The sequence below is a fragment of the Candidatus Methanogranum gryphiswaldense genome, from assembly GCA_019262145.1.
GTDB lineage: Archaea > Thermoplasmatota > Thermoplasmata > Methanomassiliicoccales > Methanomethylophilaceae > Methanogranum > Methanogranum gryphiswaldense.
The window spans coordinates 138,991-165,651 of the sequence record CP076745.1; the positions used below are offsets into that span (position 1 = coordinate 138,991).

Annotated in this window: 32 protein-coding genes and 1 tRNA gene; 22 read left to right on the forward strand and 11 right to left on the reverse strand. The window is 44.2% G+C overall.

From position 1 onward, the window contains the following. Nucleotides 1-54: 54 nt before the first annotated feature. A tRNA-Lys gene (locus KRP56_00765) sits at nt 55-128 on the reverse strand. Between the two features lie 276 nt (nt 129-404). On the opposite strand from KRP56_00765, the gene KRP56_00770 reads away from it, so the two are divergent. Further along, on the forward strand, nt 405-860 hold the full coding sequence (locus tag KRP56_00770) for a CBS domain-containing protein (GenBank protein UAL08406.1): 456 nt from the start codon (nt 405-407) through the stop codon (nt 858-860). 7 nt (nt 861-867) lie between these two features. After that, complete coding sequence (locus KRP56_00775; GenBank protein ID UAL07832.1) at nt 868-1,623, forward strand: MBL fold metallo-hydrolase; 756 nt, start codon at nt 868-870, stop codon at nt 1,621-1,623. Here the strand turns inward: KRP56_00775 and KRP56_00780 are convergent, their stop codons facing one another. Then, complete coding sequence (locus KRP56_00780; protein ID UAL07833.1) at nt 1,624-2,499, reverse strand: hypothetical protein; 876 nt, start codon at nt 2,497-2,499, stop codon at nt 1,624-1,626. It abuts the gene before it with no gap. A 77-nt stretch (nt 2,500-2,576) separates the two neighbouring features. Between KRP56_00780 and KRP56_00785 the strand changes: the two genes are divergently transcribed. From KRP56_00785 to KRP56_00810, 6 genes are all read left to right on the forward strand, one after another. Then, a complete protein-coding gene (locus KRP56_00785; protein ID UAL07834.1) occupies nt 2,577-2,873 on the forward strand; it encodes a DUF167 family protein in 297 nt (98 codons plus the stop codon). Next, the gene (locus KRP56_00790) at nt 2,870-3,256 is read left to right on the forward strand and encodes a Toprim subdomain protein (protein ID UAL07835.1); all 387 of its coding nucleotides are present in this window, start codon (nt 2,870-2,872) and stop codon (nt 3,254-3,256) included. The genes KRP56_00785 and KRP56_00790 overlap by 4 nt, the downstream gene beginning before the upstream one ends. A 54-nt stretch (nt 3,257-3,310) precedes the next feature. Next, a complete protein-coding gene (locus KRP56_00795; GenBank protein ID UAL07836.1) occupies nt 3,311-3,673 on the forward strand; it encodes a hypothetical protein in 363 nt (120 codons plus the stop codon). A gap of 117 nt (nt 3,674-3,790) precedes the next feature. Beyond that, nucleotides 3,791-4,384, forward strand: a complete 594-nt coding sequence (tmk, locus tag KRP56_00800; protein UAL07837.1) for a dTMP kinase — start codon at nt 3,791-3,793, stop codon at nt 4,382-4,384. Then, on the forward strand, nt 4,384-5,568 hold the full coding sequence (coaBC, locus tag KRP56_00805) for a bifunctional phosphopantothenoylcysteine decarboxylase/phosphopantothenate--cysteine ligase CoaBC (GenBank protein UAL07838.1): 1,185 nt from the start codon (nt 4,384-4,386) through the stop codon (nt 5,566-5,568). The genes tmk and coaBC overlap by 1 nt, the downstream gene beginning before the upstream one ends. Beyond that, nucleotides 5,565-6,425 carry a pantothenate kinase gene (locus tag KRP56_00810; protein UAL07839.1) on the forward strand — a complete coding sequence of 287 codons (861 nt, stop codon included), beginning with the start codon at nt 5,565-5,567 and terminating at the stop codon, nt 6,423-6,425. Before coaBC ends, KRP56_00810 begins: the two co-directional genes overlap by 4 nt. On the opposite strand, the gene KRP56_00815 is transcribed toward KRP56_00810, so the two are convergent. Beyond that, on the reverse strand, nt 6,409-6,714 hold the full coding sequence (locus tag KRP56_00815) for a DUF357 domain-containing protein (GenBank protein UAL08407.1): 306 nt from the start codon (nt 6,712-6,714) through the stop codon (nt 6,409-6,411). The genes KRP56_00810 and KRP56_00815 overlap by 17 nt on opposite strands. Nucleotides 6,715-6,793: 79 nt before the next feature. Here KRP56_00815 and KRP56_00820 point away from each other — a divergent pair, with 79 nt between their 5' ends. From KRP56_00820 to purQ, 6 genes are read left to right on the forward strand one after another with little or no spacing between them, the layout of a single operon-like run. After that, nucleotides 6,794-7,654 carry a ribose-phosphate diphosphokinase gene (locus KRP56_00820; protein UAL07840.1) on the forward strand — a complete coding sequence of 287 codons (861 nt, stop codon included), beginning with the start codon at nt 6,794-6,796 and terminating at the stop codon, nt 7,652-7,654. Nucleotides 7,655-7,656: 2 nt separating this feature from the next. Then, the gene (gene proS, locus KRP56_00825) at nt 7,657-9,060 is read left to right on the forward strand and encodes a proline--tRNA ligase (protein UAL08408.1); all 1,404 of its coding nucleotides are present in this window, start codon (nt 7,657-7,659) and stop codon (nt 9,058-9,060) included. Nucleotides 9,061-9,065: 5 nt separating this feature from the next. Continuing rightward, the gene (locus KRP56_00830) at nt 9,066-9,836 is read left to right on the forward strand and encodes a tRNA (adenine-N1)-methyltransferase (GenBank protein ID UAL07841.1); all 771 of its coding nucleotides are present in this window, start codon (nt 9,066-9,068) and stop codon (nt 9,834-9,836) included. Between the two features lie 52 nt (nt 9,837-9,888). Beyond that, a complete protein-coding gene (gene purS, locus KRP56_00835) occupies nt 9,889-10,128 on the forward strand; it encodes a phosphoribosylformylglycinamidine synthase subunit PurS (protein UAL07842.1) in 240 nt (79 codons plus the stop codon). 4 nt (nt 10,129-10,132) lie between these two features. Further along, nucleotides 10,133-12,466 (forward strand): phosphoribosylformylglycinamidine synthase subunit PurL, encoded by a 2,334-nt coding sequence (purL, locus tag KRP56_00840; GenBank protein UAL07843.1) that lies wholly within the window; start codon nt 10,133-10,135, stop codon nt 12,464-12,466. Beyond that, entirely contained in the window at nt 12,463-13,272 is an 810-nt protein-coding gene (gene purQ / locus KRP56_00845) for a phosphoribosylformylglycinamidine synthase subunit PurQ (protein UAL07844.1), read from the forward strand. Before purL ends, purQ begins: the two co-directional genes overlap by 4 nt. A gap of 51 nt (nt 13,273-13,323) precedes the next feature. Here purQ and KRP56_00850 read toward each other — a convergent pair whose 3' ends face one another. The 3 genes from KRP56_00850 to KRP56_00860 all read right to left on the reverse strand — a co-directional run bounded on the left by KRP56_00850 (nt 13,324) and on the right by KRP56_00860 (nt 15,050). Next, nucleotides 13,324-13,980 (reverse strand): DUF120 domain-containing protein, encoded by a 657-nt coding sequence (locus KRP56_00850; protein ID UAL07845.1) that lies wholly within the window; start codon nt 13,978-13,980, stop codon nt 13,324-13,326. 97 nt (nt 13,981-14,077) lie between these two features. Next, on the reverse strand, nt 14,078-14,446 hold the full coding sequence (locus KRP56_00855; GenBank protein ID UAL07846.1) for a hypothetical protein: 369 nt from the start codon (nt 14,444-14,446) through the stop codon (nt 14,078-14,080). 7 nt (nt 14,447-14,453) lie between these two features. Further along, entirely contained in the window at nt 14,454-15,050 is a 597-nt protein-coding gene (locus KRP56_00860; GenBank protein ID UAL07847.1) for a DUF998 domain-containing protein, read from the reverse strand. A gap of 95 nt (nt 15,051-15,145) precedes the next feature. On the opposite strand from KRP56_00860, the gene KRP56_00865 reads away from it, so the two are divergent. Further along, nucleotides 15,146-15,910 (forward strand): ATP/GTP-binding protein, encoded by a 765-nt coding sequence (locus tag KRP56_00865; GenBank protein ID UAL08409.1) that lies wholly within the window; start codon nt 15,146-15,148, stop codon nt 15,908-15,910. Nucleotides 15,911-15,956: 46 nt separating this feature from the next. Here KRP56_00865 and KRP56_00870 read toward each other — a convergent pair whose 3' ends face one another. Continuing rightward, nucleotides 15,957-17,159 carry a proteasome-activating nucleotidase gene (locus KRP56_00870; protein UAL07848.1) on the reverse strand — a complete coding sequence of 401 codons (1,203 nt, stop codon included), beginning with the start codon at nt 17,157-17,159 and terminating at the stop codon, nt 15,957-15,959. A 105-nt stretch (nt 17,160-17,264) separates the two neighbouring features. Here KRP56_00870 and KRP56_00875 point away from each other — a divergent pair, with 105 nt between their 5' ends. Beyond that, nucleotides 17,265-17,759, forward strand: a complete 495-nt coding sequence (locus KRP56_00875; protein UAL07849.1) for a multiprotein bridging factor aMBF1 — start codon at nt 17,265-17,267, stop codon at nt 17,757-17,759. Here KRP56_00875 and KRP56_00880 read toward each other — a convergent pair whose 3' ends face one another. Beyond that, nucleotides 17,760-18,296 carry a DUF2240 family protein gene (locus KRP56_00880; GenBank protein UAL07850.1) on the reverse strand — a complete coding sequence of 179 codons (537 nt, stop codon included), beginning with the start codon at nt 18,294-18,296 and terminating at the stop codon, nt 17,760-17,762. A gap of 146 nt (nt 18,297-18,442) precedes the next feature. Here KRP56_00880 and KRP56_00885 point away from each other — a divergent pair, with 146 nt between their 5' ends. From KRP56_00885 to KRP56_00900, 4 genes are read left to right on the forward strand one after another with little or no spacing between them, the layout of a single operon-like run. Continuing rightward, on the forward strand, nt 18,443-18,613 hold the full coding sequence (locus tag KRP56_00885) for a DNA-directed RNA polymerase subunit K (GenBank protein UAL07851.1): 171 nt from the start codon (nt 18,443-18,445) through the stop codon (nt 18,611-18,613). A 13-nt stretch (nt 18,614-18,626) separates the two neighbouring features. Next, nucleotides 18,627-19,250, forward strand: coding sequence for a 30S ribosomal protein S2 (rpsB, locus tag KRP56_00890; GenBank protein ID UAL07852.1), 624 nt, complete (start codon nt 18,627-18,629; stop codon nt 19,248-19,250). A 48-nt stretch (nt 19,251-19,298) separates the two neighbouring features. Further along, complete coding sequence (gene amrB / locus KRP56_00895) at nt 19,299-20,114, forward strand: AmmeMemoRadiSam system protein B (GenBank protein UAL07853.1); 816 nt, start codon at nt 19,299-19,301, stop codon at nt 20,112-20,114. A 46-nt stretch (nt 20,115-20,160) separates the two neighbouring features. Then, nucleotides 20,161-20,727: a hypothetical protein gene (locus KRP56_00900; protein ID UAL07854.1), complete on the forward strand. Its 567-nt coding sequence runs from the start codon at nt 20,161-20,163 to the stop codon at nt 20,725-20,727. Between the two features lie 60 nt (nt 20,728-20,787). Here KRP56_00900 and KRP56_00905 read toward each other — a convergent pair whose 3' ends face one another. From KRP56_00905 to KRP56_00915, 3 genes are all read right to left on the reverse strand, one after another. Continuing rightward, nucleotides 20,788-21,690: a glycerol dehydrogenase gene (locus tag KRP56_00905; protein UAL07855.1), complete on the reverse strand. Its 903-nt coding sequence runs from the start codon at nt 21,688-21,690 to the stop codon at nt 20,788-20,790. After that, entirely contained in the window at nt 21,687-23,015 is a 1,329-nt protein-coding gene (locus KRP56_00910; protein UAL07856.1) for a single-stranded DNA-binding protein, read from the reverse strand. The genes KRP56_00905 and KRP56_00910 overlap by 4 nt, the downstream gene beginning before the upstream one ends. Nucleotides 23,016-23,115: 100 nt before the next feature. Next, nucleotides 23,116-24,210 (reverse strand): hypothetical protein, encoded by a 1,095-nt coding sequence (locus tag KRP56_00915; GenBank protein UAL07857.1) that lies wholly within the window; start codon nt 24,208-24,210, stop codon nt 23,116-23,118. Nucleotides 24,211-24,305: 95 nt separating this feature from the next. Between KRP56_00915 and KRP56_00920 the strand changes: the two genes are divergently transcribed. Together KRP56_00920 and KRP56_00925 are read left to right on the forward strand one after the other, a co-directional pair. Further along, entirely contained in the window at nt 24,306-25,379 is a 1,074-nt protein-coding gene (locus KRP56_00920) for a formate--phosphoribosylaminoimidazolecarboxamide ligase (protein ID UAL07858.1), read from the forward strand. Nucleotides 25,380-25,423: 44 nt separating this feature from the next. Then, a complete protein-coding gene (locus KRP56_00925; protein UAL07859.1) occupies nt 25,424-26,581 on the forward strand; it encodes a pyridoxal phosphate-dependent aminotransferase in 1,158 nt (385 codons plus the stop codon). The last annotated feature ends 80 nt before the right edge of the window (nt 26,582-26,661 follow it).

The following is a 26,661-nucleotide window of genomic DNA, read 5'->3' on the forward strand; positions in this document are numbered from 1 at the left end:
TTTTCTTTATTAAAAAAATGTACTAAAGTGCAAACTATGTTTAAAATTCGCAGGCGGGCCTGAAGGGATTCGAACCCTTGGCCGCTCGATTAAGAGTCGAGCGCTCTACCTAGCTGAGCTACAGGCCCACGTATCGGACCTCTTCATTGCTTTCTCATAAATAAAACTGTCTGTTGAATTCTTGTTCAGAAGCATCATCCAACGGGTAAAGGTCTAGCCAATTGATTTTTTTGTTAGGATCATGTAATGCTGATCTTTACATGACATCTGTTCTATCAATGGTCGTTTGCATTTGCATCATTCATATTGGTTGTATTGTACTATTTTCTAGATCAACGCAAATTAATATATCGCCCTCGCATATTCTGATATCGATGATGAAGACACTCAGGGTTAGGGATCTGATGACCACGCAGGTCGTTACGGTCAAACCGACCGATTCACTGAAACAGGCCACAATAAAATTTGCTGTTGACAATGTGACAGGGGCACCTGTGGTTGACAATAGGAATCACGTGGTCGGTATAATCACAGAGAAGGACATCCTTAATCTGATTCTGAAGTATCAAAGTAAATTGGCAAATGATGTAGATCCCCAGTTCCTCCTCGCTGTGCCTATGGACGGAGAAGCAGAGGACCCGAAGGTCAATGAGATAAACAGGGCCGTATCTGAGACGAAGGTAGAGGACGTCATGAAGAGGAGTGTTCTTACGACCACCCCGGACGCAGAGATCATCGAGGCGTTAAAGTCCATGATGGCAATGGACGTGAACCGTTTGCCAGTCCTTGAGAAAGGAATTCTTGTGGGGACCATATCCAGGTCCGATGTAATATTTTTCATCTATAAGAGGAAGGTCTGAGCTTCAGATGTTCGAGGTCCACGTACTTGCCAGTGGCAGCGACGGTAACTGTACGGTGATCCAATTCGACGATGAGGCTGTGATGATAGATGCAGGGGTCAGTTTTCGCAAGATAAAGACCTATATGGATCAAGAGGGTGTAGATCCAAAAATAATCAAGGCCCTTTTGATAACGCATGAACATTCAGATCATATTTTGGGTGCAGGGGCAACAGCAAGAAAGTTGAATTTACCTGTGTATTGTAATAAACCTACTTTCGATGCCAGTAATTTGGGGGCTGTCGAATATCATGAGATACGTACAGCGGATTTCTTTCAGATAGGTGGTATGAAAATAATTCCTCTACCTACTTCACATAATGCTGTTGAGCCCAATGCATTTCTTGTAGAAGAAGATTGTAAAAAAGCGTTGTTGGCGACAGACACAGGAAAAATGACATTCCAGATAGAGCATGCGTTGGCAGAGGCCGACATAGCAGTCATAGAGTCGAATTACAATAAGAAAATGTTAGTCGATGGTCCATATCCAGCATATTTAAAAAAGCTAATAGATAGTGACCAGGGGCATCTTTCCAATGTAGATTGTGCTGCAGCGATAAAACGTACCACCAATGATAAGAGGCAGATTTTTTTGGCACATCTTAGTAAGACCAACAATACACCAGATACGGCCAGAGAAGAGGTCGCTAATCTGACCGGTATAAGACGCATGAAATTAGATTGTTTGGAATTCCAAGGGGATACCAGGACCTTGAGATTTTAATCATGCAGAAGGGGTAAGCAGTATTGCCTTTTCTCTGTGAATCAATACGTTTGCCATTACTTTGGGCATCATTATGACGTCTTCCTTTGATAATTTATAATCGCGGTCCGGTCCGGAGAATTCTGGGAGGTCTTCTGTGATACGTACGAGTACTAAGTCCTCCTCATCTTTGATCAATTCCACGGTCTCGATAACAGGCGGTATATCGACTGAAACAACGGGCTCTTCTTTTTTGACAGTACGTATCGGAGTAAAGACCCCATCTTCCTGTGCCATCAGATTCTCATTCGGTTCTTGATCCTCATCGGGGAATTCATCAAAAAAAGGTTCTTCCGTTTCAGGTTCCGGTTCGTAATGCACTTCCTCATCGGATTTAAATTCCACCGGTGGAGGAGTCAGTACCTTAGCTGGTTCAGGAGGGAGGGGTACTTTCTTGATCTCCACAATCGGATCTATTCTCAAGGTATCGTATTTTTTATCACCTGTCATGCGGGAGATGATGCTACCTTGTCTTCTGGAGGTCTCGAGTATACCATTGTAGTACTCTTTCTCTTCAACAGTCAGTTGTTCTATCATGTTCTGTGCACCCATTGCACCTCTCAGTGCTAGTGAGCAGATCTTTTGCATGCGTAATTCAACGATCTCTTTTGATAATTGTTTGGCTTTTTTCCTGCGTTGGTTGGCACCCTCACATATAAGGGAGTCAGGGTCCATTGACAGTTGTTTACTATATTCTGTGTTGAGTGCCATTAGCAGTCCAGCTATGGCGGGGTAGAGATCCTTTCTTACGGCAGAGAGAGTGGGGGCTTTCTTCTCCACCCTGTAGAGTGCAGTAAGATCCTCGAAATCGAGGGGGTCTTGAACAGAATTTAACATCGATACCCCATTTTCATGTCGATATTTGATTGTATTGGAACCAAAAAGACGATATCATCATTGGTCCATGTATCCGTATGGAACTTCGAGACGCATCTCGTGTTGTAAAGGACGGATTGGAGGTAGATGTTCTCGTGTCTCCACGTTCAAACAGATCGGGTTCAGAGGGGTTCGATGAATGGAGAAAGAGATTGATCTTGAGGATCAAATCACCGCCGCTTGATGGAAAGGCCAATAAAGAAGTTGAAGCCATGATGAAAGAGATGTCCGGTTGCTCTTCTCAGATAATAAGCGGTCATTTGAACAGACAGAAGACGGTTCATATACACGGAGACGGTGAAAAGATACTTTCTGTCATGGAAGGTAAGATATGAACGATGCCGAAAGACTGGAGGCAATAGATAGGGTCTTGGAGGATCTCTCTACAATGTCTGAGGACCATATGATCCTCGTCGAGGGAATGAATGACGAGAAGGCCCTCAGGGCACTAGGCATACATGGCCTATTTGGACATATACAATCAGAAGGTGGACCGATAAAAATCGCGGAACGCGTATATGAGCGCAATATGAAGGCAGTCATCCTTACGGATTGGGATCGTAAGGGAGGAATATTATCCTCTGAGTTGGGCGATCAGTTGTCTGCCTTGGGCGTGAAATTTGACAGTACCGTTAGGAAGAGACTTTCTATTTTGTGTTCCAGTTACATCAAGGATGTTGAGTCGTTAGATTCCTTTATTCGTCGTCTTTACGAGTAGATCAATAGGTTTTCCTAATGTTATTATTATAAACCCCTGGTGCGATATTAATTCATGTCTAACGACAAGGCGGGAAGGCCTTTATTTGTTACGATCATAGGTATATTATACCTTTTGATTGGTGTTTTGGCATTGATCTTCGGTATCGCTGTAGCCGCTGGAATTTCCATCGGAGATGATACGATTGGTGTTGCATTAGGTGCAGTCGGTGTTGGTATCGCAATCATCTATGCTGTAATAGGGTATGGTATCCTAAAAGGATGGAAGATAATGTGGTACCTAGGAGTGATCTTCGCGATCATAGGAATCATCATCGGTATTCTTGCATTCCCTATAGGTCTTATTGCATTGGTAATCGATCTAGTGATTCTGTACTATTTGTTCCGTCCTGGAGTCAAACAGTTCTTTGGTGTCTGAGAAAACAAATCCCGCCTTCGGGCGGTGTTCTTTTATTTTTGCATGATTAGGATACATGCAATCTTTACACCTTTGTTCCACAGGTCTGAAATACTCTGAATACTGTACTGCAATCGTATGACTGGGGCATTCATAGTCTTCGAAGGAATAGACGGTTCTGGAAAGACTAGCATTTGTGAAAGGGTTCGTGTGGAATTAGAGAAAAATGGCAAGCACGTCATGGTCACTCAGGAGCCCACGCACGACGAGATAGGGACGTTCATCAGAAGTGGCATTGTATCAGGCATATCTCAGAGAGCAGAAGCGTTGCTTTTTGTGGCTGATAGGGCCGTTCATACGGATAGAATAAGAAAACTCATTGAAGATGAATACATTGTCATTTGCGATAGGTATTTTGCTTCCACGGTCGCATATCAATCCGCACCATTGGACGGCGTTGCTCTCGATCAAGAATGGCTGTTACAGTTGAATTCTCCGGTAATTCGTATGCCAGAGATCACGTTCCTTCTGGATATCGATGCCGAGAAGAGTATGAAGCGCGTCATCAATAGAGGGGAGAAAAGTAAATTCGAGAACATCGAATATCAACGCTGCGTACGTAGCAATTATATCAAACTTGCAAAACAATTCAATTTCGTCATAATAGACGCTGATCGTATCCAGGACGAGGTTCTGGAAGATATCATGAAAGTAATATGGGAGGTTATTTGATGCACCCGTCCGAAGAAATATACTGTGAGAAGAGCAAAAGACTGAGAGGAAAGACCATTGTTGTGGGAATGACAGGAAGCATTGCGATAACGGAATGTTTCTCTATGATAAGAGAGCTTATAAGGCATGGTGCCAAGGTCATTCCGGTAATGACGCCGAGTGCTGTAAAACTTGCGGCCCCTGATGCGATCGAGTTCGCTTGTGGTATGAAACCCATAGTCGAGTTAACTGGCCAGACAGAGCATATTAGATATTTGGGCGATTCTACAGCCGATCTTTTTATGATATTTCCCGCAACTGCAAACACGATATCCAAGATAGCGAACGGCATCGACGACACGGCTGTAACATCATTTGCCACAGTTGCACTCGGAAGTAAAATACCGATAATTGTTGCACCAGCGATGCATGAACATATGTATAACAATCCAGCCGTTAGCAAGAATATCAAAACATTGGAATCTTTGGGGATACATATGATCGGGCCTCACTTGGATGGTGTGAGGGCCAAGATCGCATCAAAGGATGAGATTGTTGAATGGACGATAAGGTGTCTTTCAAGAGCGGACCTTAATGGAAAAAATATACTCATTATCGGAGGGCGCAGTGAAGAACCACTTGATTCAATGAGAATAATAACAAATCGTTCTACAGGATTAATGTCTCTTGTATTGGCATTGCGTGCATTCGAGCGTGGTGCTAAAGTGGAGCTTTGGATGGGAGCTTGTAATGTACCTCTTCCCGATTATGTAAAAGTAAGGAGATTCAACACAGTTTCAGATCTGGTATCCATGATAGATGCGATAGACCACGATTATGTGATCGTTCCTGCTGCATTGGCAGATTTTGCACCGGATTTCACTCAAGGAAAAATACCCAGTGATCATAAGTATGATATGATGCTCAATCCTGTTCCTAAGGTATTGCCTATGATCCGTAAGAAATGTGAGAAGGTCATAGGATTCAAAGCTGAATCGGGATTGGACGCGAATCACCTGGAAGAAAAGGCCAGACAACGTATGGACCTTTATGGATTGATGGCAGTAGTTGCAAATGATATTGATTCTGTAGGAAAGGTCTCTACATCTGCCTTATTGATAACCAAAGATGGTTCAAAGGACATAACTGGTTCCAAGACAGAGATATCTGATGCAATTTTGAATCTTTGTACGGAGAAACAATGATAAGTGCCTTTTGTCCAGCACATATAACCTGTTTCTTTCAGCCAGTGGATGCTCCAGATATAATATCTAAGGGATCCAGGGGCGCAGGAATACGTTTGGACAAAGGTGCCAAAGTATCACTGAGCGAGAACAGGTCTCCGCATACGCAAATAATTATGGACGGCATTGTTTCTAATGCACCTGTAACAAGAAAGCTGCTAGATCTGGCACTTCCAGGCAGGGGATTCGAGGTCACAATAGAGAACGACCTCCCTACCGGACAGGGATTCGGGATGAGTGCTGCGGGTGCAATAGCAGCGGCACTTTGTGCAGAGGAGATTGAAGGGTTTGGAAGACACGAGGCATATGCTTTAGCCCATCGTGCTGAAGTAATGATGGGCGGGGGATTGGGGGATGTATCGGGTATAATGGGCAATGTTCCTCAGCCTGTTCGTATACGTGCAGGGTTGCCGCCGATAGGAGAAGTGATAGGAACAGATGTGGTGTTAGGAAGCATGTCCGTTGTTATCTTAGGTCCAAAGATGAGTACGTCCCAAGTATTGAACGATCCAATGAAATACAAGGCAATTTGTGAGGCAGGACGTTCTGCTGTCGATGATTATCTATTATCTTTTTCAAAAGAATCGCTTTATAGCATATCCAATAGGTTTTCTGGACTGATAGGTCTCCAGAGTATAGAGATGTGCAAGGCTATGAAAGATCTTAAACTACAAGGTATAAGCTCAGGAATGTGTATGTTGGGGAATAGCATTTTTGTGGATTCTTGTCCTGATGTGGTTTCAGAGATCGTCGGAGATATTCCGGTGTTCGGGATAGAACCTACAGGCAGGCCAGCCGAGGTCATTCAAAAAGTGTGAAGAGAACGTCGTCACCACCAACATCGAAAAGACCGATCCTGGCACCGCAATCGAGCCATCCATGGGCATAATTGACTGCGGCAAAGGCTGTAACAAGATCGCCCTCTTCTCTGAAATGCTTGGCATCATTGTAATAGGATGTGGCCATTTTGAGAAAATCATCAGCCAATCTTTTATTATAGGAACGATCTGGAGCTGCGATCTTTAGTTTATCTAACGCTCTGCGAGTTATGTCGAGATATCTGTCGATCTTCTCATCGGTGATCGTGTCTTGCATGTGTCCATTGATGTATGTGGGTTGATAAAATCCTATTGTAACCTTCAATGTGTGGAAGCGAATTTATTATAATGCTTTGCGATGACCATATATGATAGTTATTGGGGGTTCTTCTTCCAGAGACCTCGCCAAGGAAACGGCATCGATCATTGGCTGTCCATATGTCCAGTCTGCTTCGATGAGATTCCCTGATGGTGAATGTTATGTTAGGATCGATAGCGAATCGTTAGATGATGATGTCGTGATCATCCAGAATACCTATCCCGATACCAGTATGATAGAGATGTTTCTTCTCCAGAATGCTGTAAGAAATATGGGCGCCAGGTCGATAACAATAGTGATTCCTTACTTTGGTTACGCAAGACAAGACAGGATATTCAAACCAGGAGAGGCAGAGAGTGCGAAGGTAATGTGCAAGCATCTCAATCTTTATTGCGATCGTGTATTGACAATAGATCTTCACAAGGAGAGTACTTTGGATCACTTTACTTGCTCGCATAAGGATCTAAAGGCGGCTGCAGCCATAGCTGATTATTTTTCGAAGAAGAATATAGACCTCGTCCTTTCTCCTGACGTAGGAGCGGCAGGACGTGCAAAGGACGTAGGAGAAAGAATGGGCGTACAATACGATCATCTCGAGAAGACCAGACTTTCTGGGTTTGAGGTACGTATTGCCCCTGCAAAAATGGATTGCAGTGGGAAGAACGTCCTAATAATAGATGATATGATCTCCACAGGTTCTACTATAGTTGCCGCTAAACAGGCATTGGTGGAGGCAGGGGCCAAGAGTGTGTCGGTAGCATGTACACACGGGGTTTTCGTAAGCAATGCTTTGGAGAAGCTGAGAGGAAATTCTTTGGATGTTGTCATGTGCTGTAACACCATCGAAAATAGTGCATCCCTCATTTCTGTCGCCCCTATTGTGGCGAAGGCACTTATGGAGAAGTGGTGAGAATGAAGAAAGAAGAGAATTTCAACGATTGGTACAACGAGATCGTGGAAAAGGCCAATCTTTCCGATAAGAGATATCCCGTCAAGGGAATGAATGTCTGGACCCCTTATGGATGGAAGATCATGAGGATGATAGACACGTACATCCGGGAAGAATTAGATGCAACAGGGCATGACGAGGTATATTTCCCGTTATTGATCCCGGAGACGGAATTCAAGAAGGAGAAGGAGCACATTAAAGGATTCGATTCCGAGGTATACTGGGTAACTCACGCGGGACTGAATGAATTGGATGTTCGTCTCGTCATAAGGCCAACATCTGAGACGGCAATGTATCCTATGTTCTCATTGTGGATAAGGTCTCATCAGGACCTTCCACTCAAGGTATATCAGATAGTCAATACGTTCCGGTATGAGACAAAACAGACCAGGGCTTTCATCAGGGTCCGTGAGATCCATTTCTTCGAATCCCATACATGTCACGATTCTGAAGAGGATGCACAGAGGCAGATAGACGAAGATACTGAGATACTCGCGAAGATAGCTAAGAGACTTTGTCTTCCATACACTTTGTCCGTTCGTACAGAATGGGACAAATTTCCAGGGGCATATTACACAGTGGGTATAGATACAGTGATGCCGAACGGTAAGACCTTGCAGATAGGTTCCATACATCATTATCGTACCAATTTCTCTGAGCCATATGAGATCACTTTCGAGGATGATAACGGAGAGCACAAGTTCGTACACCAGACAACTTATGGTATGAGCGAACGTCTTCTAGGGGCGGTCATCGGTGTGCATGCTGATGACAAAGGGTTGGTCATGCCACCGGAAATAGCATCGTTCCAGATCGTGATAATCCCTATTCTTTCAAAGAATAATACGGATATGGTTACTGCAGAGTCTGAGAAATTATACAGGACCCTCGTAAATGCTGGCCTTCGTGTCAAATTGGATGATAGAGATGCAAGACCAGGTAGCAAATACTACGACTGGGAAATAAAAGGAGTACCTTTACGCTTAGAACTCGGGGGCAGGGACATCGAGAACAGCGTTGTGACCTTCGTTAGAAGGGACACTGGTGAAAAAGGAACAATGGATCTCGAATCCGTAGCAGACGGGGCCAAATTGATGTTGGATGTTATTGCGGATTCCATGTATGCAAAAGCAAGAGTGATACAAGAATGCCATATGCAAGACATAGAGAGCATGGAGAATGTACCAGAAGATAAGATCCTACGGTTTGGATGGTGTGGATGTCCAGAATGCGGTCACGCTTTCGAAGATAAGTATGAAATCAAGATCCTGGGTCATGCATACGGACACGATCAAAAATTCAAAGGTAAGTGCATTGTTTGCGGTAAACCCACGGATAAACAAGTGCTTGCTGCGCACACGATGTGATTTGAATGTCAATAGAAGAGAATGAGTTCGTGTATCTTCTGGATCCTAACGGAAAGAAGATATGGCTTAGGACCGAGTCCAAGATGCTTAAGATATCCTCTCTAGGTACTTTGGACGGTTCTAGGATAATAGGGTTGGAAGACGGTTCCCGCATTAATATCGTTGGAAAGGAATATACTGTTTTCAGGCCAGGTGTTATCGAACTCATCGAATCTCTTGACAGGGGAGCTCAAATAATAACTCCGAAAGATGCGGCTACAATAATTATGAACTGTAGTATCAAATCAGGAGATCTAGTACTAGAGGTCGGTGCTGGGTCTGGAGGATTGACAACTGCACTTTTGAATTCAGTAGCACCACTGGGCAGGGTTCACACGATCGAGTTCAAAGAAGAGAATGCTCAGCGCGCACTCAAGAATGTTCGTCGCACGGGCCTGGATAAGTATTGGTCGTTCACGATTGGCGATGCCCGGAATGTCCAAATAGATAACATTATTGCCGATACCCTCACTTTGGATATGCCAGATCCATGGTTGGCACTAGATAATCTGCTACCCAATCTAAGGAACGGTGGCAGGTTGTGTGCTTATGTTCCGAATGCAAATCAAGCAGAATCGATAGTCAATGCACTTCGCGAAAAGGATTTTGCGGACGTTTATGCTTTGGAGAATCTACAGCGTGGTTTAGAGGTCCATCCAGGTGGAGTAAGGCCTTCATTTGAGATGCTGGGACATACAGGATATCTTATATTTGCAAGGAAAAGGGTACCTCTGTGAGGCATCTGTTCCTTCGCAATATTTTATTTACGCGCTCGTAATACAATCAGTAATGGCAGTAATCGAGATCAGAATCGAGCTCAAGAAAGGCGTTGCCGATCCTGAGGGAATGAACACAAAAAAGACACTCGAGTCCCTTGGTTTCGAGGGTATCGAGAATGTCAGGACCATAAAGATGTTTGAGGTCACACTTGACATGCCTGCGGACAAAGCAAAACAGAAAGGAGAGGAAATGTGCAAAAAACTTCTCGCTAATCCTGTTATACAGAACTACTTTGTAACCGTGAGATGAGCAGATGTCCAAAGGACCAATGATCAAAAGGGATGTACCATTCTCGCTTTATGAGGTTGACATCCTAAATGCTGATGATAAGGACCTGAACAAGATCTCTAGAGATATGAGTCTCAGTCTTTCTTTGGAAGAGATGAGGACCATCAAAGATTATTTTGTAAGAGATGGAAGGAATCCGACGGATGTAGAACTTCAATCGCTTGGACAGGCATGGAGTGAACATTGTTGTTATAAGAGTTCAAAGCCGATCCTCAAGGAGTTTGTATTCGGTATCGAACGTGATGATGTTCTTTCCAGAGGTGATGCTGGAGTAATGGTGTTCGACGATGATTATGGGTATGCGTTAAGGGTCGAGAGCCATAATCACCCATCTGCAATTGAGCCCTATGGAGGGGCGGCAACAGGGATCGGAGGAATATTGAGAGATGTCGTCTGCATGGGTGCCCAGCCCATTGCATTGGCCGATCCTTTATGTTTCGGTCCGATAGATACCAAAGAAGAACTGCCAAAAGGTATCAAGCACCCCCGTTATCTAGTGAGCGGTGTGGTTGCGGGCATAAGAGATTATGGTAACCGTTGCGGTATACCCACTGTCACCGGGGGATTCTTCTTTGATGAGAGGTACACCGGGAATTGCCTGGTAAATGTTGGATGTTTTGGTATAGTCAAAAGGAAGGACCTCGCGAAGAATTATGTGGGGGGCCCAGGAGAGGTAATGATCCTCATCGGTGGACGTACAGGAAGAGACGGTATACACGGTGTTAATTTTGCATCCAAAGATCTCACTTCGACCTCTCAGGATGATTCGAGAGGCGCTGTTCAGCTCGGAGACCCCATAACCAAGGAGCCTGTGATACACGCATGTTTCGAGGTAAATGCGAAGCATCTCATTACGGGAATGAAGGATCTTGGAGGGGGCGGTCTCAGCTGTGTCATAGGTGAGATGGCACTGGGGGCCGGATGTGGAGCCGATGTGGACCTGGAGAACGTTCCCCTTAAGGAGACGGGGCTTGCTCCGTGGGAGATATGGGTTTCCGAATCTCAGGAACGCATGATGTGCAGTTGCAAGCCAGAGAATGTTGAAAAGGCACTCGAGATATTCAAAATGTGGGACGTGCTCGCAACGCCAATTGCAAAAACAACAGACACGCCTCGCACTCGTATCTTCTGGAAGGGAGAGTTAATATTTGATATGGACCTGGAATTTCTTACTGGTGGACCGGTATATCACAGGCCTTATGTGCTTCCCAAGGTCTATAAGAAGGAGAACGAGGTCTTCCCTAAGATTCCCAATGATAAAGATGTCATTCTTACACTGCTTTCAGATTTGAATGTAGCATCAAAGGAATGGGCGATAAGACAATACGATCATGAGGTACGTGCATCTACGGTCATACACCCAATGGTGGGAAAGATGAATGAGACCGGGCCTGGAGATGCGGCAGTTCTGATGCCTGTACCAGGCAGGTGGAAGGGACTTGCTATTGCAACTGGATGCAATCCTTGGTTCACAGCCGGAGATCCATATAATGGTGGTATGTCCAGTATAGATGAGGCGTGTCGTAATCTTGTGGCTGTAGGCGCTAGACCTAATGCTTTCACAGATTGTCTTAATTTTGGCAATCCTGAGAAACCAGAAAGACTAGGAGAACTGAGAGAAGCTGTGAGAGGAATAGGCACCATTGCAAAAGGTCTCGGGATACCAATTCCTTCAGGAAATGTCAGTTTGTATAACGAAGCCCCAGGAGGCATATACATCCTGCCAACTCCCATGATAGTTGGATGTGGGCTTATTGATGATCTCAGAAAGGCAATAACTGCAGATATGAAGAAAGTAGGTTCATGTCTTTACATTGTGGGGGAGACCAAAGATGAGATGGGGGCATCTCTCCTTTTCCGTAAATTTGGAGGAAAAGAAGGGCAGGTGCCTGCCGTGGATATTCCTCACCTTAGGGCGGTCATGGATAAGCTTTTGGATGCAATGGATAAAGGGCTCGTTATGAGCTGTCACGATTGTTCTGATGGAGGTTTGGCCGTTGCTGTTGCCGAGATGTGTATATCAGGTCAGATAGGAGCAGAGGTCGATCTAACTGCGTTAGGGGATCTGGACATGAAAGTCAAGCTCTATTCGGAAAGCAATTCCCGTTGGATCGTAGAGATCGATGGGAAGAAAGCAGATAGATTCGAGACGATCTTGGGCGATGATGCGAAATGCATCGGAATTTCTAAAGGGGACACTCTCAAGATAAAGGGAACGAAAATAGCAATTCCCATATCGGAGATGAGGAAAGCTTGGAATGATCCAATATGGAATATAATGGGGGGTGCGCATCAATGAAGGATATAAAAGTGTGTGTGCTCAGAATAGAGGGGACCAACTGCGAGGATGAGATGGCCGAAGCCTTCAACATGGTTGGTGCAAATGCAGAGAAGGTCCATTTGAAACAGTTAAGCGGAGACGTCTCTGGTGACCTTAGAAGGGATTTGGAAGACTACGACATACTTGCGTTGCCTGGTGGGTTCTCTGCTGGAGATTATGTCCGCGCAGGAGCGATATTTGCCGCAAGGATAAAATCTTCAGTGGGGACTCAACTAAGGAGATTTGTGGAAGAAGAGAAACCAGTTTTAGGTGTCTGTAATGGATTTCAGATATTGGTGGAATTAGGGTTGCTTCCCGCTTTTGATGATATAATGTCTGCAGAACCTACGGCTGCATTGTATACGAATGATTCTGCGAGATTTGAATGTCGTCCTACCGTTCTTAGAAATGACAATAGGGGGAAATGCATATTCACCTCTGAGGTCGCTCCTAAGAAGCTTTTGACAATACCTTCCGCTCATGGAGAAGGGAAGCTAATGAGCATGGACCCCGAATTCGTTCAGAGATTGGAGGATAACGATCAGATCGTGTTCAGGTATGTAGAACCGGATGGAAGTTCTCCGGATTACCCATGGAACCCTAACGGTTCGCCTTCAGATATTGCAGGCATATGCAATCCAGCAGGTAATGTCTTGGGAATGATGCCCCATCCTGAGCGTGTTATGACAAGATTTACACACCCTGATTGGACTAGAGGATACGAATCCGAATACGGGGACGGCAGGGTCATATTCACATCAGTGATGAAAAGTCTTGTGAAGTGATGATCATTGGACGGCCAGATGTACTGGCCGTCTCATTTTTAATTAATGATATCAGATACTGACCCTGACGTCCACACGGTCGCCATTACCGATACTAAGTGTTCTTCTTAGGTGGTAGTGGCATATGATCTCGATGACATCTGCGTAATGGGACCTTTCTGGTACAACAATTGCACAATCGATATTCCTTATCTTTGCCTTATATGCAATAACATTCCCAAAACTTCTGCCTTCGCTAATAAATCCATCTATGGTCTGTCCAGACGTGCTTCTGATGACATCAAGTTTACCAATATCGTCTTTATCAACCGTTATGTTAAGTGTTCCTTCAAACGGTCTGAATCCGAGTTTCTTCTCAAATTGATCCATGTATCCAGGTTGACAGATGTAATAGCCGCCTTCGCCCATTCCTTCTGTGACCTTTCCATGGATCGTTATGTGGTCCGTCAGTTCAAATATTCTGCGATACTCGTTATATTCTTTTTTGAGCTCTTCGACTCCGCGAGGAGTAAGTTTAATTCTTTGTCTTCTTGCTCCTAGGTCACGTATGATGAGCTTTTCATCAAGCAGTTCGAGTATCCTTTTTGACGCTGACTGTTGGCTCATCTCTAACGTATCGCCGAGTTCTCTGGATGATACGGCGATATAGTCGTCGATACCACCGAGAAGTGCGATCTTCCTTAGTGCGAAAGTGTATTTTTCGTCCACATTCACGGTCAATTCATTTGAGGATTTAAAATTACCGTAATTTTGGTAATTGAGATAAATATGGTTAAAAGGAAAAGGCCCTAAAGGGCCAATTTTTTTAAAGTTTAGCGTTCAACCATTTTTTAGACGATGGGAGGGTCTCGAGGATTACGATACAGACATCGAAGATCAATAGGACGATTCCTGCCCACAACTCAAAGTATCCAGCCGCCATGCAACCTGCAATTATGCCTAGATTGATGAAGGATACAAAAAGTGCAACTCTCCAGTTCCACTGGCTATTTTTTACAAATGCTCCGGCCAGTGCGAAGAATAGGGCTGCGGTTAGCATATAGAATGCAATGGTCGGGAGGATATTGTCCTCGGGTTTGTAGAACAGTGCAAGACATGCTACACTGAAAACTCCTCCGAGAAGCCCCAGTCCACATGCTGTTTTGATTCCATTAGGTGTGACACTCATTTTCATACTTCCTTTATGCAATATCCTTAATGTTTGGTTTTGATAACATCATGTCGGTTGCCGCTACGATAATCCAGATCATCGCACCGATAGCAGCCCATGCCTCGAATGTGGCCAGATTATATCCCACGTATATTCCCATGAGTGTGATGACGATTACAATGGGTACGGCCGCAAAGACCTCATGTCCATTCATCCAGAATCCTCCAGCATACAGGCAAACTGCTATGAAAATAAAGAATCCCATTGTGTACGCGACAAGGTTATGAAGATCACCGTTTCCAACGTCCTTCGTTATGATCCCTACAAGGAAAAGAAGAACTGCACCGATCACTAGGAGGATCCCCCCAGCGGAAATACATTTGTTGTTCGAATATATCGTTGATGCAAATCCGAAGATCGCAAGGAATATGGCGGTCAGCATGCAACAACCGTAGTTGAAGAAGTATTTGGCATCGGTGTCAGAGACTCCAAAATCGGAAAGAGTGTTCTTTCCGAATACCCATGCAGGGTCGAGTGCAGCCGCACAGATCCAAGAGATCGTGAACACAGCGATGGCGATGATGCCAAACCAGGCGAACGCAACGTTGTGTGGTTTTTTCACTAACATGAATCCTGAATCCTCATTGGGTTAAATTAGGTTTGCGTACGCGCGGGATAAAAAAGTGTATATCGTTATACCATATGGGACTGTACGAGGATAAAATGAGGAATCTATTCTTTGTTGGAACCGCAGGTAGCGGAAAGAGTACATTGGTTGGAGCATTCAAAACTTGGCTCGAAGATAACGGAGTGGATTCTATCGTAATCAATTTGGATCCAGGAGCGGAAACGCTACCATATACGCCTAACATCGACATAAGGGAGTGGATATCTTTGGACGAGGTCATGAGTGAATATGGGCTCGGACCGAACGGTGCGCAGATCGTTGCAGCGGATCTGATGGCGGTAAACATAAGGAAGATGATGGATGTCGTGGAGACGTTTAAAACGGATTATGTGTTGATCGATACGCCTGGACAGCTTGAATTATTTGCATTCAGAGAGTCATCTGATAGGATCGTCACGGCATTCGGCAAGGATAAGTCCATGCTGGTGTATCTTTCGGATCCCACACTCTGCAGAAGCCCAAACGGTTTCATTTCTTCCATGATGCTTTCATCCATAGTAGAGTTTAGACTCCAGCTCCCCACGATCAATCTGCTGTCAAAATGTGATATGTTCAAAGAGGAAGAGACTGACAGAATGATAGCATGGTTCGAAAATTCCGATGTCCTTTACAGCGATTTAATGGACGATAGGCGTAATTCAGAGTCAGTAGTAGGTATGGAATTGCTCAAAGCTCTTGATAATATGGGAAGATTTGGAGAGATACGTTCTGTTTCCGCACAAGAGGACATAGGTCTAGGGGACATCTATTCAGCAGCTCAGTTGGAGTTCTTTGCAGGAGAAGACACGTCCAGAGAGTGATTTTAGTTAGAATAAAAAGGTAAAGTGTTTGAATAAAGATGTTTGATCATCCGAACATGTATGCGGGCACTGACTTGATCTTCGCTCTTCCCGCTTCCATTACTTTTTCTTTTGCAGCTACGAAATCGTCCATGGTTATTGTGTCGCGATTGTCCCTTATGGCTAACATTCCAGCTTCTGTGCATATGCTTTTGATCTCTGCACCAGATGTACCGTCTGTCATCTCTGCGAGCTTTTTCACTTGAACGTCCTTAGTGATACTCATTTTTGCCAGGTGTATCTTGAATATCTGCGTTCTTCCATCAACATCAGGCAGACCGATCTCGATGATACGGTCGAATCTTCCAGGTCTAAGTAGGGCATCGTCCAAGATATCTGGTCTGTTGGTGGCACCTATTATTTTGACGTCGCTCATGGGAGTGAATCCATCAAGTTCGGAAAGAAGCTGCATCAGGGTTCTTTGGACCTCGCGGTCACCTGATGTCGCAACATCCATTCTTTTTGCTCCTACCGAGTCAAGTTCGTCTATGAAGATGATACTCGGGGCTTTTTCTTTCGCAAGCTCGAACAATTCGCGTACTAGTCTTGCGCCTTCTCCGATATATTTCTGGACAAGTTCCGATCCCACTAATCTTATGAAGGTGGCTTTTGTAGCGCTAGCAACGGCTTTTGCCATCATCGTCTTACCTGTTCCCGGAGGACCCACCAGTAAAACTCCCTTCGGGGGTTCCACACCTACCTTTGCATATAGCTCAGGCCTTAGTAGGGGATCTTCAACAGCTTCGCGGAGTTCCAGCATCTGTTTGGAGAGTCCACCTATGTCCTCATATGTGACATTAGGTTTATCGATGATCTCAGCGCCTGTCACTACAGGGTCCAAAGGTGCAGGAAGCACACTCATGACTGCAAGCGATTGTTTGTTGAGGGATACCCTTACGCCGGGAGTCAGTTCTTTCGGGGATATGTATTCGGAAACAGACACAATGAAGTCCGGTCCGGTCGAGCTTTTTACGACCACACGGTTGTCCGGAAGTATGTCACGTAGCGAACCGATTATCAGCGGCGGGCTTTTTAGTCTCTCATTCTCTGCCCTAACGCGTGACAGTTCTTTCTGAAGCCTGAAATTCTCTCCTTCAGAGTAACGTTTCTCGTTCTCTGCATTCTGGAGGTCTTCCATTAGTCTAACGTTCCTTTCTTCGAGCGTGACTAATTTGGTCTTCAGTTCCTCAATTTGAGTCTCGTCGTCCATAGTATCCCTTTTAGGGATTATGCCCTCCCCTTTTATTACTTTTCCGTGTCAAAAGTAATTGAGCGTGCGGTAGACTTAATAACGGCCTCATCAATGACAATAGCAATGATCTGCGAAATGTGTGGAAATGAGTCACCTGCAACCAAAGCGATGATGGTCGAAGGAACGAAACTTATGCTTTGTCCCAATTGTGCCAGATTCGGGGACGAGTATAAGGCATCGTCCAAAGTTGGCGTTTCAGCCCCTAATAAGGCGGTCATAGAACAAAGGTTGGATAAACGTGAGAGAAGAATGCAGACACGCGACGTATATGCTACAGCGGGTGTTGCGGAGATCATAGGCAATTACGGCGTGGCCGTTCGTGAGGCTCGCGAGAAAAAAGGGATGGACCTGGAGCAATTTGCCGCATCGATATCTGAGAAGAAAGGAATACTCGCCAAGGTAGAGTCCAATAATCTTGTTCCTGATGATAAATTAAGGGCAAAATTGGAAAAAGCGTTGGACATAAAGCTTACTGAGATCGTTATTCCTGGGGCTACAGTCGGCAGTGGAAAAACCAACGGTTCGATGACCCTCAGTAATTTCATAAAAAAGGAATGATCATTTCTTCGACGCGGAGATGTATACCAGATCATAGTATCTTGCTATATCTGCGCCCCGGTCTCTGAGGACGATAAGGGCGGCAACTTCCGTGTCGATGTTCAATTTTTTTACGATTTTGTTGCATTCAGAGATAAATGTACCTTTTTGCATTCCTATAGACGTTGCAATTTCCATAAGTTTTGGAAGTAAAGCATCATCGTCCTTTTTCATTTTCTCTTTTTTGATCTGAGTCTTGGGTGAGGCTTCTTTTTTATCAGGAGATGCGGTTCTTATGAATTCCAGAAGTTCTCTGGATGGTTTGTAAGCGACAGGCACATCGATGGTGGTCAGATCCCCAGTTGCTTTCAAGAGTCCATCTGGAGTAGCAGTGACCAGTTCTTCAGATACAATCAACTTTACGAATCTGCTTGCTGTGGTGGCATCCATCCATCTGAGGTCAAGTGATATGGTCATTATGAGTTCCATTACTGTAATCACTTCTTTTCCTTTGTTACGGAAGAAAGCAGCGGTACAGATCTTGAGTTCAGCGTTCACGTTTGCATGATGTACGTCGTTAATAAAAAATGTTGTCCTCGCTATACGCGCGGGCGTTATTTGTATTTCACTAACAAGTAAAAATAAAAAGAGGCAAACATTTATAACCGACATCAGTCTACCTCGATTCTTGTATGGTGAGTCAAATGAACTACACTAGATTCGAAAAAGCAAGGATCATAGGTGCGAGGGCACTTCAGATCTCGTACGGTGCACCAGTCCTCATAGACTATCCTGAGGACATGCTAGATCCAATCGATATCGCCATGCTGGAGTATGAGAAGAATCTCATCCCCATTACAGTTGTTAGAAATTAATCGAGGAATTTAAATGAGTGAAGAGGAAAGCATCGCAGGAAACACCGAATTGCTGGTCGCGGAGGAAATCTACCTTACATCTGGAGTCCACATCGGAACACAGCAGAAATCTGCCGATATGAAGGACTTCATCTATAAGGTGAGGCAGGATGGACTTTACGTCCTCGATGTAAAGAAGACCGATGAAAGGATCAGAGCAACAGCCAATTTCCTCGCTCACTATGACCCAAAGAGAATCCTTGTGGTGTCCGCAAGACAGTATGGACAGAGGCCCGCAAGGGAGTTTTCCAAGAACATCGGGGCACCAGCATTTGCAGGTCGTTTCGTTCCTGGAACACTTACCAACCCCGCTAACCCTGGATTCATGGAGCCCGAAGTTCTCGTAGTAACAGACCCAGCCGCAGACAAGCAGGCACTCAATGAGGCCCTTAATCTAGGAATCCCCATAGTTGCTATGTGCGATGCAAACAATGAGACCCGCAATGTAGATCTCGTAATCCCTACCAACAACAAGGGAAGGCGTGCTCTTGCATGTGTCTATTGGATCCTCACCAGGGAACTTCTTCTCGCAAGGGGAGATATAAAGGACCCTGCAGATTTCAAGATGGAAATCGAGGATTTCGAAGCAAAGCTCTGAGGTCATCCTCAGGCATAAACACTTTACCTACTAACTCCTTTAATCTTTATGCGTTATCCTGCTGTGGCGGGTCGTTTTTATCCTGCGGAAAAGGAAGATTTGAAAGCGACCATTGTTTCTTGTTTCAAGCATCCTTTAGGCCCAGGTCTACCATCAGATATTGTTGGAGAAAGAGGCATTTCTGCGGTTGTATGTCCTCATGCTGGATATCAAGCATCTGGAATGATCGCAGCACATTCTTTCAAGGCAATAGCTGAAGATGGTCTTCCTGAGGCATACATTGTTATTGGGCCGGACCACCACGGAGTGCCATATGAGGCAGTCATGTGTAGCGAAGAATACCTAACGCCTTTGGGCCCCTGTAAGATACATGATGAGATCGCGTCCAAATTGCGTGAGCTCATTCCAGACAACGTAAGGGCGCATAGGGCGGAGCATTCTGTTGAGGTGCAGGTTCCTTTTTTACAATTCATTGATCCGGATCCGCACATAATACCAATTATCATGGGCAATCAAGATCTTGGTTCAGCTAGAAGATTGTCGGAAAAGATAAGGGTCGCATGCAAAGGTCACGATGTCGTTGTAATAGCATCAAGCGATATGGCACATTATGTTCCGAAAGCTATTGGTAAGGAACTGAATTCACTTGTTTTGGAAAGATACGTTGCTAAGGACCTCGAAGGTATGTATCATGAGATAATGTCCAAGAGAATTACGGTCTGTGGATACGGTCCGATGGCTGTCGCCATGCTTTCCACAGATCCTTCCAATGTGAGTTTGTTGAAATATTCAGACTCTTGGGATTCTTTGAAATACGACATGGAATCGGTGGTAGGATACGCATCGATTAAGATGACCAGATGATCTGTTCGCATAACATTATTAATCGCGTAGACCAATGTTCCCTTTCATGACAGATCAAGATTTCTGTGCAAAATGCGGAATCAAGTTGAACAGTGATGTTTACTATTGTCCTTCTTGTGGATATCATATACCTGGAAAGAAGGAGGCAGAGGTCAAGGTTGAGAAAGATCTTGTTCGTACAACCTTGCAGTCCCGTGCTAAATGGGCTGGTTATTTGATGTTGATATATGGTATTCCTTTGTTGATCATGGGGGTATACTATGTAGTTGCATCGGGAAGTATTGCGGATGCATTGTGGAATGATCCGAACGTCCATAAACAACTGGTTGATTGGGGTATAACTTATGATGAATTGGTCAAATATCTTCAGTATTGGGGGATTGGATGGTTAGTATCTGGGGCTATGGCGATATTGTCCTCGTTGCTCTGTATAAAGCGTAAGAGCTACGTGCTTGCACTCATCTTATGTATTGTCTCAGTTATCTTCTCGATTACTGGATTTATAACATTCCTTTTTGGACTGATTGCGTTCTGGCTAGTTGCATCATCTAAGCTCGGATTCGAGGAGTACAAGGACGATCTAGAGGAATATCTGAATTCAGAGATCCAATAAAACTAATGGCGACCCGCGGTCGTTCATTTCTTAATAAAAAAGAACGGGCGAAATGCCCGTTCAAATACGTTTCAAATATCTCAAATTAGGTTCATAGACAAGTCCCTTATCCATTAGTATGTTAGAGATTTCTTCTAGTTCCATGCTTGAGATTCCCTCTGCTTCCGCTCTTCTTTCAAGTTCGTCACGAGGAGCGCCCTTGCCGTCAACGTCGAGTTCTTCGAGTAACCTAAGGATCGTATCCTCCATGTCGGCACTGTTGTGTGCAGTATCTCCTGGTTCGATTTCAATTTCATCAGGCAGGTCCGATACATCTTCAGGAAGACCAAGGTCGATATTGTTGTCGGGCAATATTGTTCTAAGTGCGTATTGGATGGTCTTTAAGTATGTGGCTGAATTGGGCACATCATAATGGTCAAGAGCAGTCACAATTCCTTTTGCATCTCTTTCACAGAATCCAAGGCCGATCAGGTCTTTTTCTGTTGCATTCTCTAAGGATGTGGCTTTTTTCATCATTTTAAGTCTTGACCATGTGGACTGCGCAGTTTCAAGCATCCATTGTTTACGTGTCTCCTCATCAATTTTTATAATACGTTCTGGACGTACAGAAACGAAGACCCGTTCATCATTAGCAGTGTATGTTCTGACTTTTCCTATTATTGCTACATATGCAGGAGTATCCATATTAGCGATGGCTGCTGCGGCCTCAGGCTGATATTTGCCGATGTTAATGTAGAAATTACCAGAGGAAACGTCTTGTACTCTGCCTCTCCACATTGGTTCTTCCCCAGATCCAACATTTTCTTTTTCTGTTAGGACACCAGCAATGAGAACTCTATTGACCATTGCACCAAGGTGCGTCACAATATAGGAAGGAGATTTTTCATCTGCACCTTTAATTTCGTATGTGGCGGTATTGAGTTCAGAGGAAAACAATCTCCAGGCTGTTTCTCTAGCGTTCATAATGCCCCCTCCATTTCCTCATATAGCTTTTTTGCTTCAGTGACCACATCCACATCATCTATGGATGCTTCTTTAACGATCATCATCGGTCCATAATCATCGCTCATCACATTACCTTTTATTGTGATTCTCTTCATTATGATCATTTGTGCAATTTCTCTGCTGACAGAATCCATGTCACTCTGTGCTTTGGCAAGTTCTTCTGCAGCAGCCAAAGTGATTCCTGTGAGTTTTTCAGTGTCGCTACGATTTACAACAGCACTTAATGCACCTGTACCATCGTCTACAATGAGTTTCATTCTGAGATCGAATACAGGTTCTATTTTTCCATGCGCACTGCATTCATCATTCAGTATTGAACGGTTGCACTGTGGACACCTTTTTATGAGTCCGCTTCCGGTCCTCAGGTCTACAACTGTGCCGAAGACAGCGACATCGAGTGCGCCCCCTATCTTGACAATGTCGGAGATGGTCTTTTTGGATGTGACTTCTTGAATCTGTCCAAAATTGTCTGTGACTCTACTGACCTCGCACCTGTCTCCCATGTTAAGTTGAGGTATGCCTCTCCATGCACGTACGTATGCATTCTTCACGCATATGGTCTCTCCATCTTTTAGTGAATAGTCATTCCATGCAGAATATTGGATCTTTCCAGAATCGTCTGCAATTATCCCTGCGTATACGACCTTGGATTCTCCTTTGACATTGATATTTCTTGTTTCAGTAGATATTATGCGTCCTGTAACTGTAATGTTGCCCACGCCTTCTTTGATGTCTCCGATTTTAATTTCACGAGACTCGGATGTAGGAATTGTTCTTTCCGGAACATCTACAGTAGAATCAGCTTTCTCTATTTTTCCGCGAGTGCCGAGATTTATCTGTACACGTTCGTTCCACATTTTTGTGTAAGCATTTTTGAAGTGATACGTTTCACCTTTGATAAGGTCTACGCTTTCTCCTTCCCAAATTGTGAATGGACAGGTTCCAGTTTCATCTCCAAGGATTCCAGAGATAATGATTTTCTTGGTTCCACGGATGTTAACTTCTTTTTTGTCAACATAGATCGCTTTTACAATGACATCTATGTTCATTTCTGACCCCTTTAGAGCATCAATTTTTTTGACGATGGAGTCTGCGGTTACAAAACTGGATGTTGCATCAGTATCATATTTCTTGATGATGGCCCTTTTTGCACGGTCTACATCGATTCCATAGTCCTCGACGTATTTTTTGACCTCTTTCATTAGGGTATCATCGTCTATTTTTCCTTCAAGCACCTTTTTTAATTCTTCAAACAGAGGTGTTAGTTGGTTGTTATTGCTCATGTTTTCGACCTCTTCGTTGTAATGTTAACGAGGCATATGAGGTACCCTTTGTGAATATAAAAGATTATTATCAGGTACACCGAATAGGTAGAATGTGTGATTATGTTCTGTAGGGATCAATCTCAAGGGCGAATATGTTTTTTACAGAATTGTATGCCATTATGATCCCAACAATAAGAATCGGGACCCCAACCATCCAGTATATGATGTTTCCGTCGAAGAATGGATATATCGAGAATCCGACAAAAACGAGTAAACCAATCATAGAGGCTGAAATATTTTTTTCCTTATACGCAACAACACACGCCATGAGCATCCCGATACCAAACATCACATCTGCGACTTCCAGTCCACCTAGTCCCGCAAGAGCACAGGCAGAGAATGTGAATGTTGACGAACCAAAGAATAGTGACATCATTCCAGATGTAATTGAACCGTCCCTGATCGCGACAGCAGCATAATAAAGTATTACGGCCGACATCAATATTTTCGCCACATTGTATGTTATAGGGTCCATTGTAAAAATTCCAAGATTGAAATTGATGTAATACAGGCCTATTAAGATGGAAAGTATGCCCATTATCATGAATCCAGCAGTTCCAACAGCATTGTCTGCTGCTGCAGCCTTTCCATCTTTTTGCCAGGCATAAGTCTCCTTGTCAATGCATACGCTGTACCAAGCATGGAACCCGTAGAAGAGGTACATGAGGCCCGAGATCTCCAGCGCCATACCAACGAATATCAAAGAGGCCTCTCCGAACAGAGGATACAGGATCAAACCAAAGGCAGCGGCAAAGGTTCCGATAGCAAGGGGCCAATCTTTTCTTGTGTAGAATGCTAGGGCAACTATTAGAAGTCCAATGCCTAAAAGAAAATCCAATACATGCAGTTCATCGTTACCGCCCAACATATACGCAGCCGTGAAAGAAATAGCAGATATTCCGATCAATATCATGGATATCCCTTCCATAATGGCTTTCTGATTAAGGGCGTATAAACCGATACACAGGATAAAAGACATCATTATTACTGTGGTCAGACTGTACGTATCTTTGTCTGTCGCTAATATGACATCCGAGTTCATATAGAATATGCCGAGTATTATCATCAGCATGCCAAAAAGAGACGTTCCTGCAATAATCGCACCAATGCTGTATCTGTTATGATATGGATGTGGTACGAATAGATTAACCATTTTGTTCTCACATATGGTTGCTGAGTCATATACTAATTGGTCTAAAATTTGTTATCGAGTAGATATATTTAAAAGGGGGAAAGCTATCAGAGGATATGGTTCCCAAGAGTAAGATCGATCAGATTTTGGAAGGGTATGACAAGAGCGACATAACCATCGCGACACTCTGCTCACATTCGTCGCTCCAGATCTTTCACGGAGCCCGTAAAATGGGTTTCAGGACGTTGGGATTGACCGTTAAGGATAACACCAAGTATTATGATGCGTTCCCTCTGGCCAAGCCGGACAACATTATCAAGTATAGGGATTTTGACGAGATGGAGGAGCGCGTCGACGAGCTCATTGATCAGAATACAATTCTTATTCCGCACGGATCTTTCGTTGAATATATGACGCCTTCTAGATTCGAGGATCTAGGTGTACCGTCCTATGGTAATCGTGCAGTTCTCCAATGGGAGTCCAACAGAGACAGTCAAAGACAGTGGATAACATCTGCTGGGGTTCCAATGCCACGCTTGATCACCGATGCAAGGGAGATAAATGAGCCAGTGTTGGTGAAGTATCACGGTGCTAAAGGTGGACGCGGTTTCTTTATTGCGAAAGACTATCCGGATTTCAAGATGCAGATAGATAATTCTCAACCATATACAATTCAAGAATATTGCTTGGGTACCAGATATTACCTTCACTTCTTCTATGATCCGTTAAAGAAGGACGGCTATCGTTGTAAGCAAGGCGGCTCTTTGGAATTGTTATCAATAGATCGTCGCGACGAGAGTAACATAGATGAGATGTACAAGCTTGGATCCATAGAGGATTCAAAAAGGCATGGTCTCTATCCATCATTCGTGGTCACTGGAAATACACCGGTAGTTATTCGCGAGTCTCTTTTACCGAAGGCGTTCGAGATGGGCGAGAATGTCGTGAATCGTTCTTATGAGCTGTTCGGTGGTATGTGGGGACCGTTCTGTTTGGAAACTGTAGTTACAGATAAACTGGAATTCAAGGTCTTTGAGATCTCAACCAGAATAGTTGCCGGGACCAATCCGTTCATCTCAGGGTCACCTTATGCGGATCTAATATATCCGGGTATGAGCACCGCAGCGAGAATGGGTATGGCACTTAAGACTGCTATCAATGCAGGTAATTTGAGCATATTGCTCAGTTAAGAGATTTAAAAAATATATATGTGAAGAGGGTTAGGCTGGGAACGATGGTATCAAAAAGGGTTCAGAGTGTGCCGGCGTCGGGTACAATAGAGATTTCCAACATTGTAAGTCAGCTTCAGGCATCTGGAATTGACATAATCTCATTTTCAATGGGAGAACCAGATTTCTCAACACCTTCCAATATCGTGGAGGCTGCAGTGGATTCACTTCATGAAGGATTCACGCATTACACGCCTTCACTTGGGATACCAGAACTCAGACAGGCAATTGCCAAGCGGGCGTTGACCTTCAATCACATAAATTGTGAATCGAAAAATGTACTTGTGACGCCATGTAAACAAGCTATTTTCATGACAGCTCTGGGGTTCCTTGATCCAGGGGATGAGGTCATACTTCCAGATCCAAGCTGGGTCTCCTATGAGGCATGTATAAGGTTGGCAGGAGCCATTCCGGTTTATGTGCCTACAAGATACGAGGATGATTTCGTGGTCAATCCCGAGCTTATTGAAGCAGCGGTAACTCCTAAGACCAAGATGATATTCCTTAACACTCCCGCAAATCCAACAGGATGTGTTTATCCTTTAGAGACAATAAAGGCCATTTCTGAGATCGCCATAAGACACAATCTTCTTGTAATGTCCGACGAGATCTACGAGAGTATAATATATGAAGGCAAGCACGTTTCCATCGCGTCTTTGCCAGATATGTTCGACAGGACGATAACTGTATCAGGTCTATCGAAAACGTATGCGATGACGGGATGGAGGCTGGGTTGGGCGATCGCATCTGAAAATAGCATTTCAGCTCTTAATAAATTGCAATCGCATTCGATATCTTGCTGTGTATCATTTACTCAGACTGCGGCGGTCGAGGCGTTGAATGGACCTCAGGACGCTATGCATCATATGATAAGGGAGTTCAAATCAAGGCGTGATCTGGCACTAGACCTTATAAGTGAAATAAAAGGATTAGAATGTAATGTTCCCAAAGGGGCTTTCTATCTGTTCCCAAAGTACGATTCACAGATGAAATCTGTTGAACTTACGGCAAATCTTCTGAAGCACGCTCACGTGGCCGTTACCCCCGGTACAGCATTTGGGCCCTCCGGAGAAGGATTTTTCAGAATATCTTACGCCACAAGTGAGAGTCAGATAAGAGAAGGATTTGAAAGAATCAGAAAGTACATGAACGATAATTTGTGATCTGTTCGCTCTTGTTTTTTTATTGCTGTCTCATGCGCGTGCGTGCATACTAAGATATATACGGGTTAGTTAATCACGGT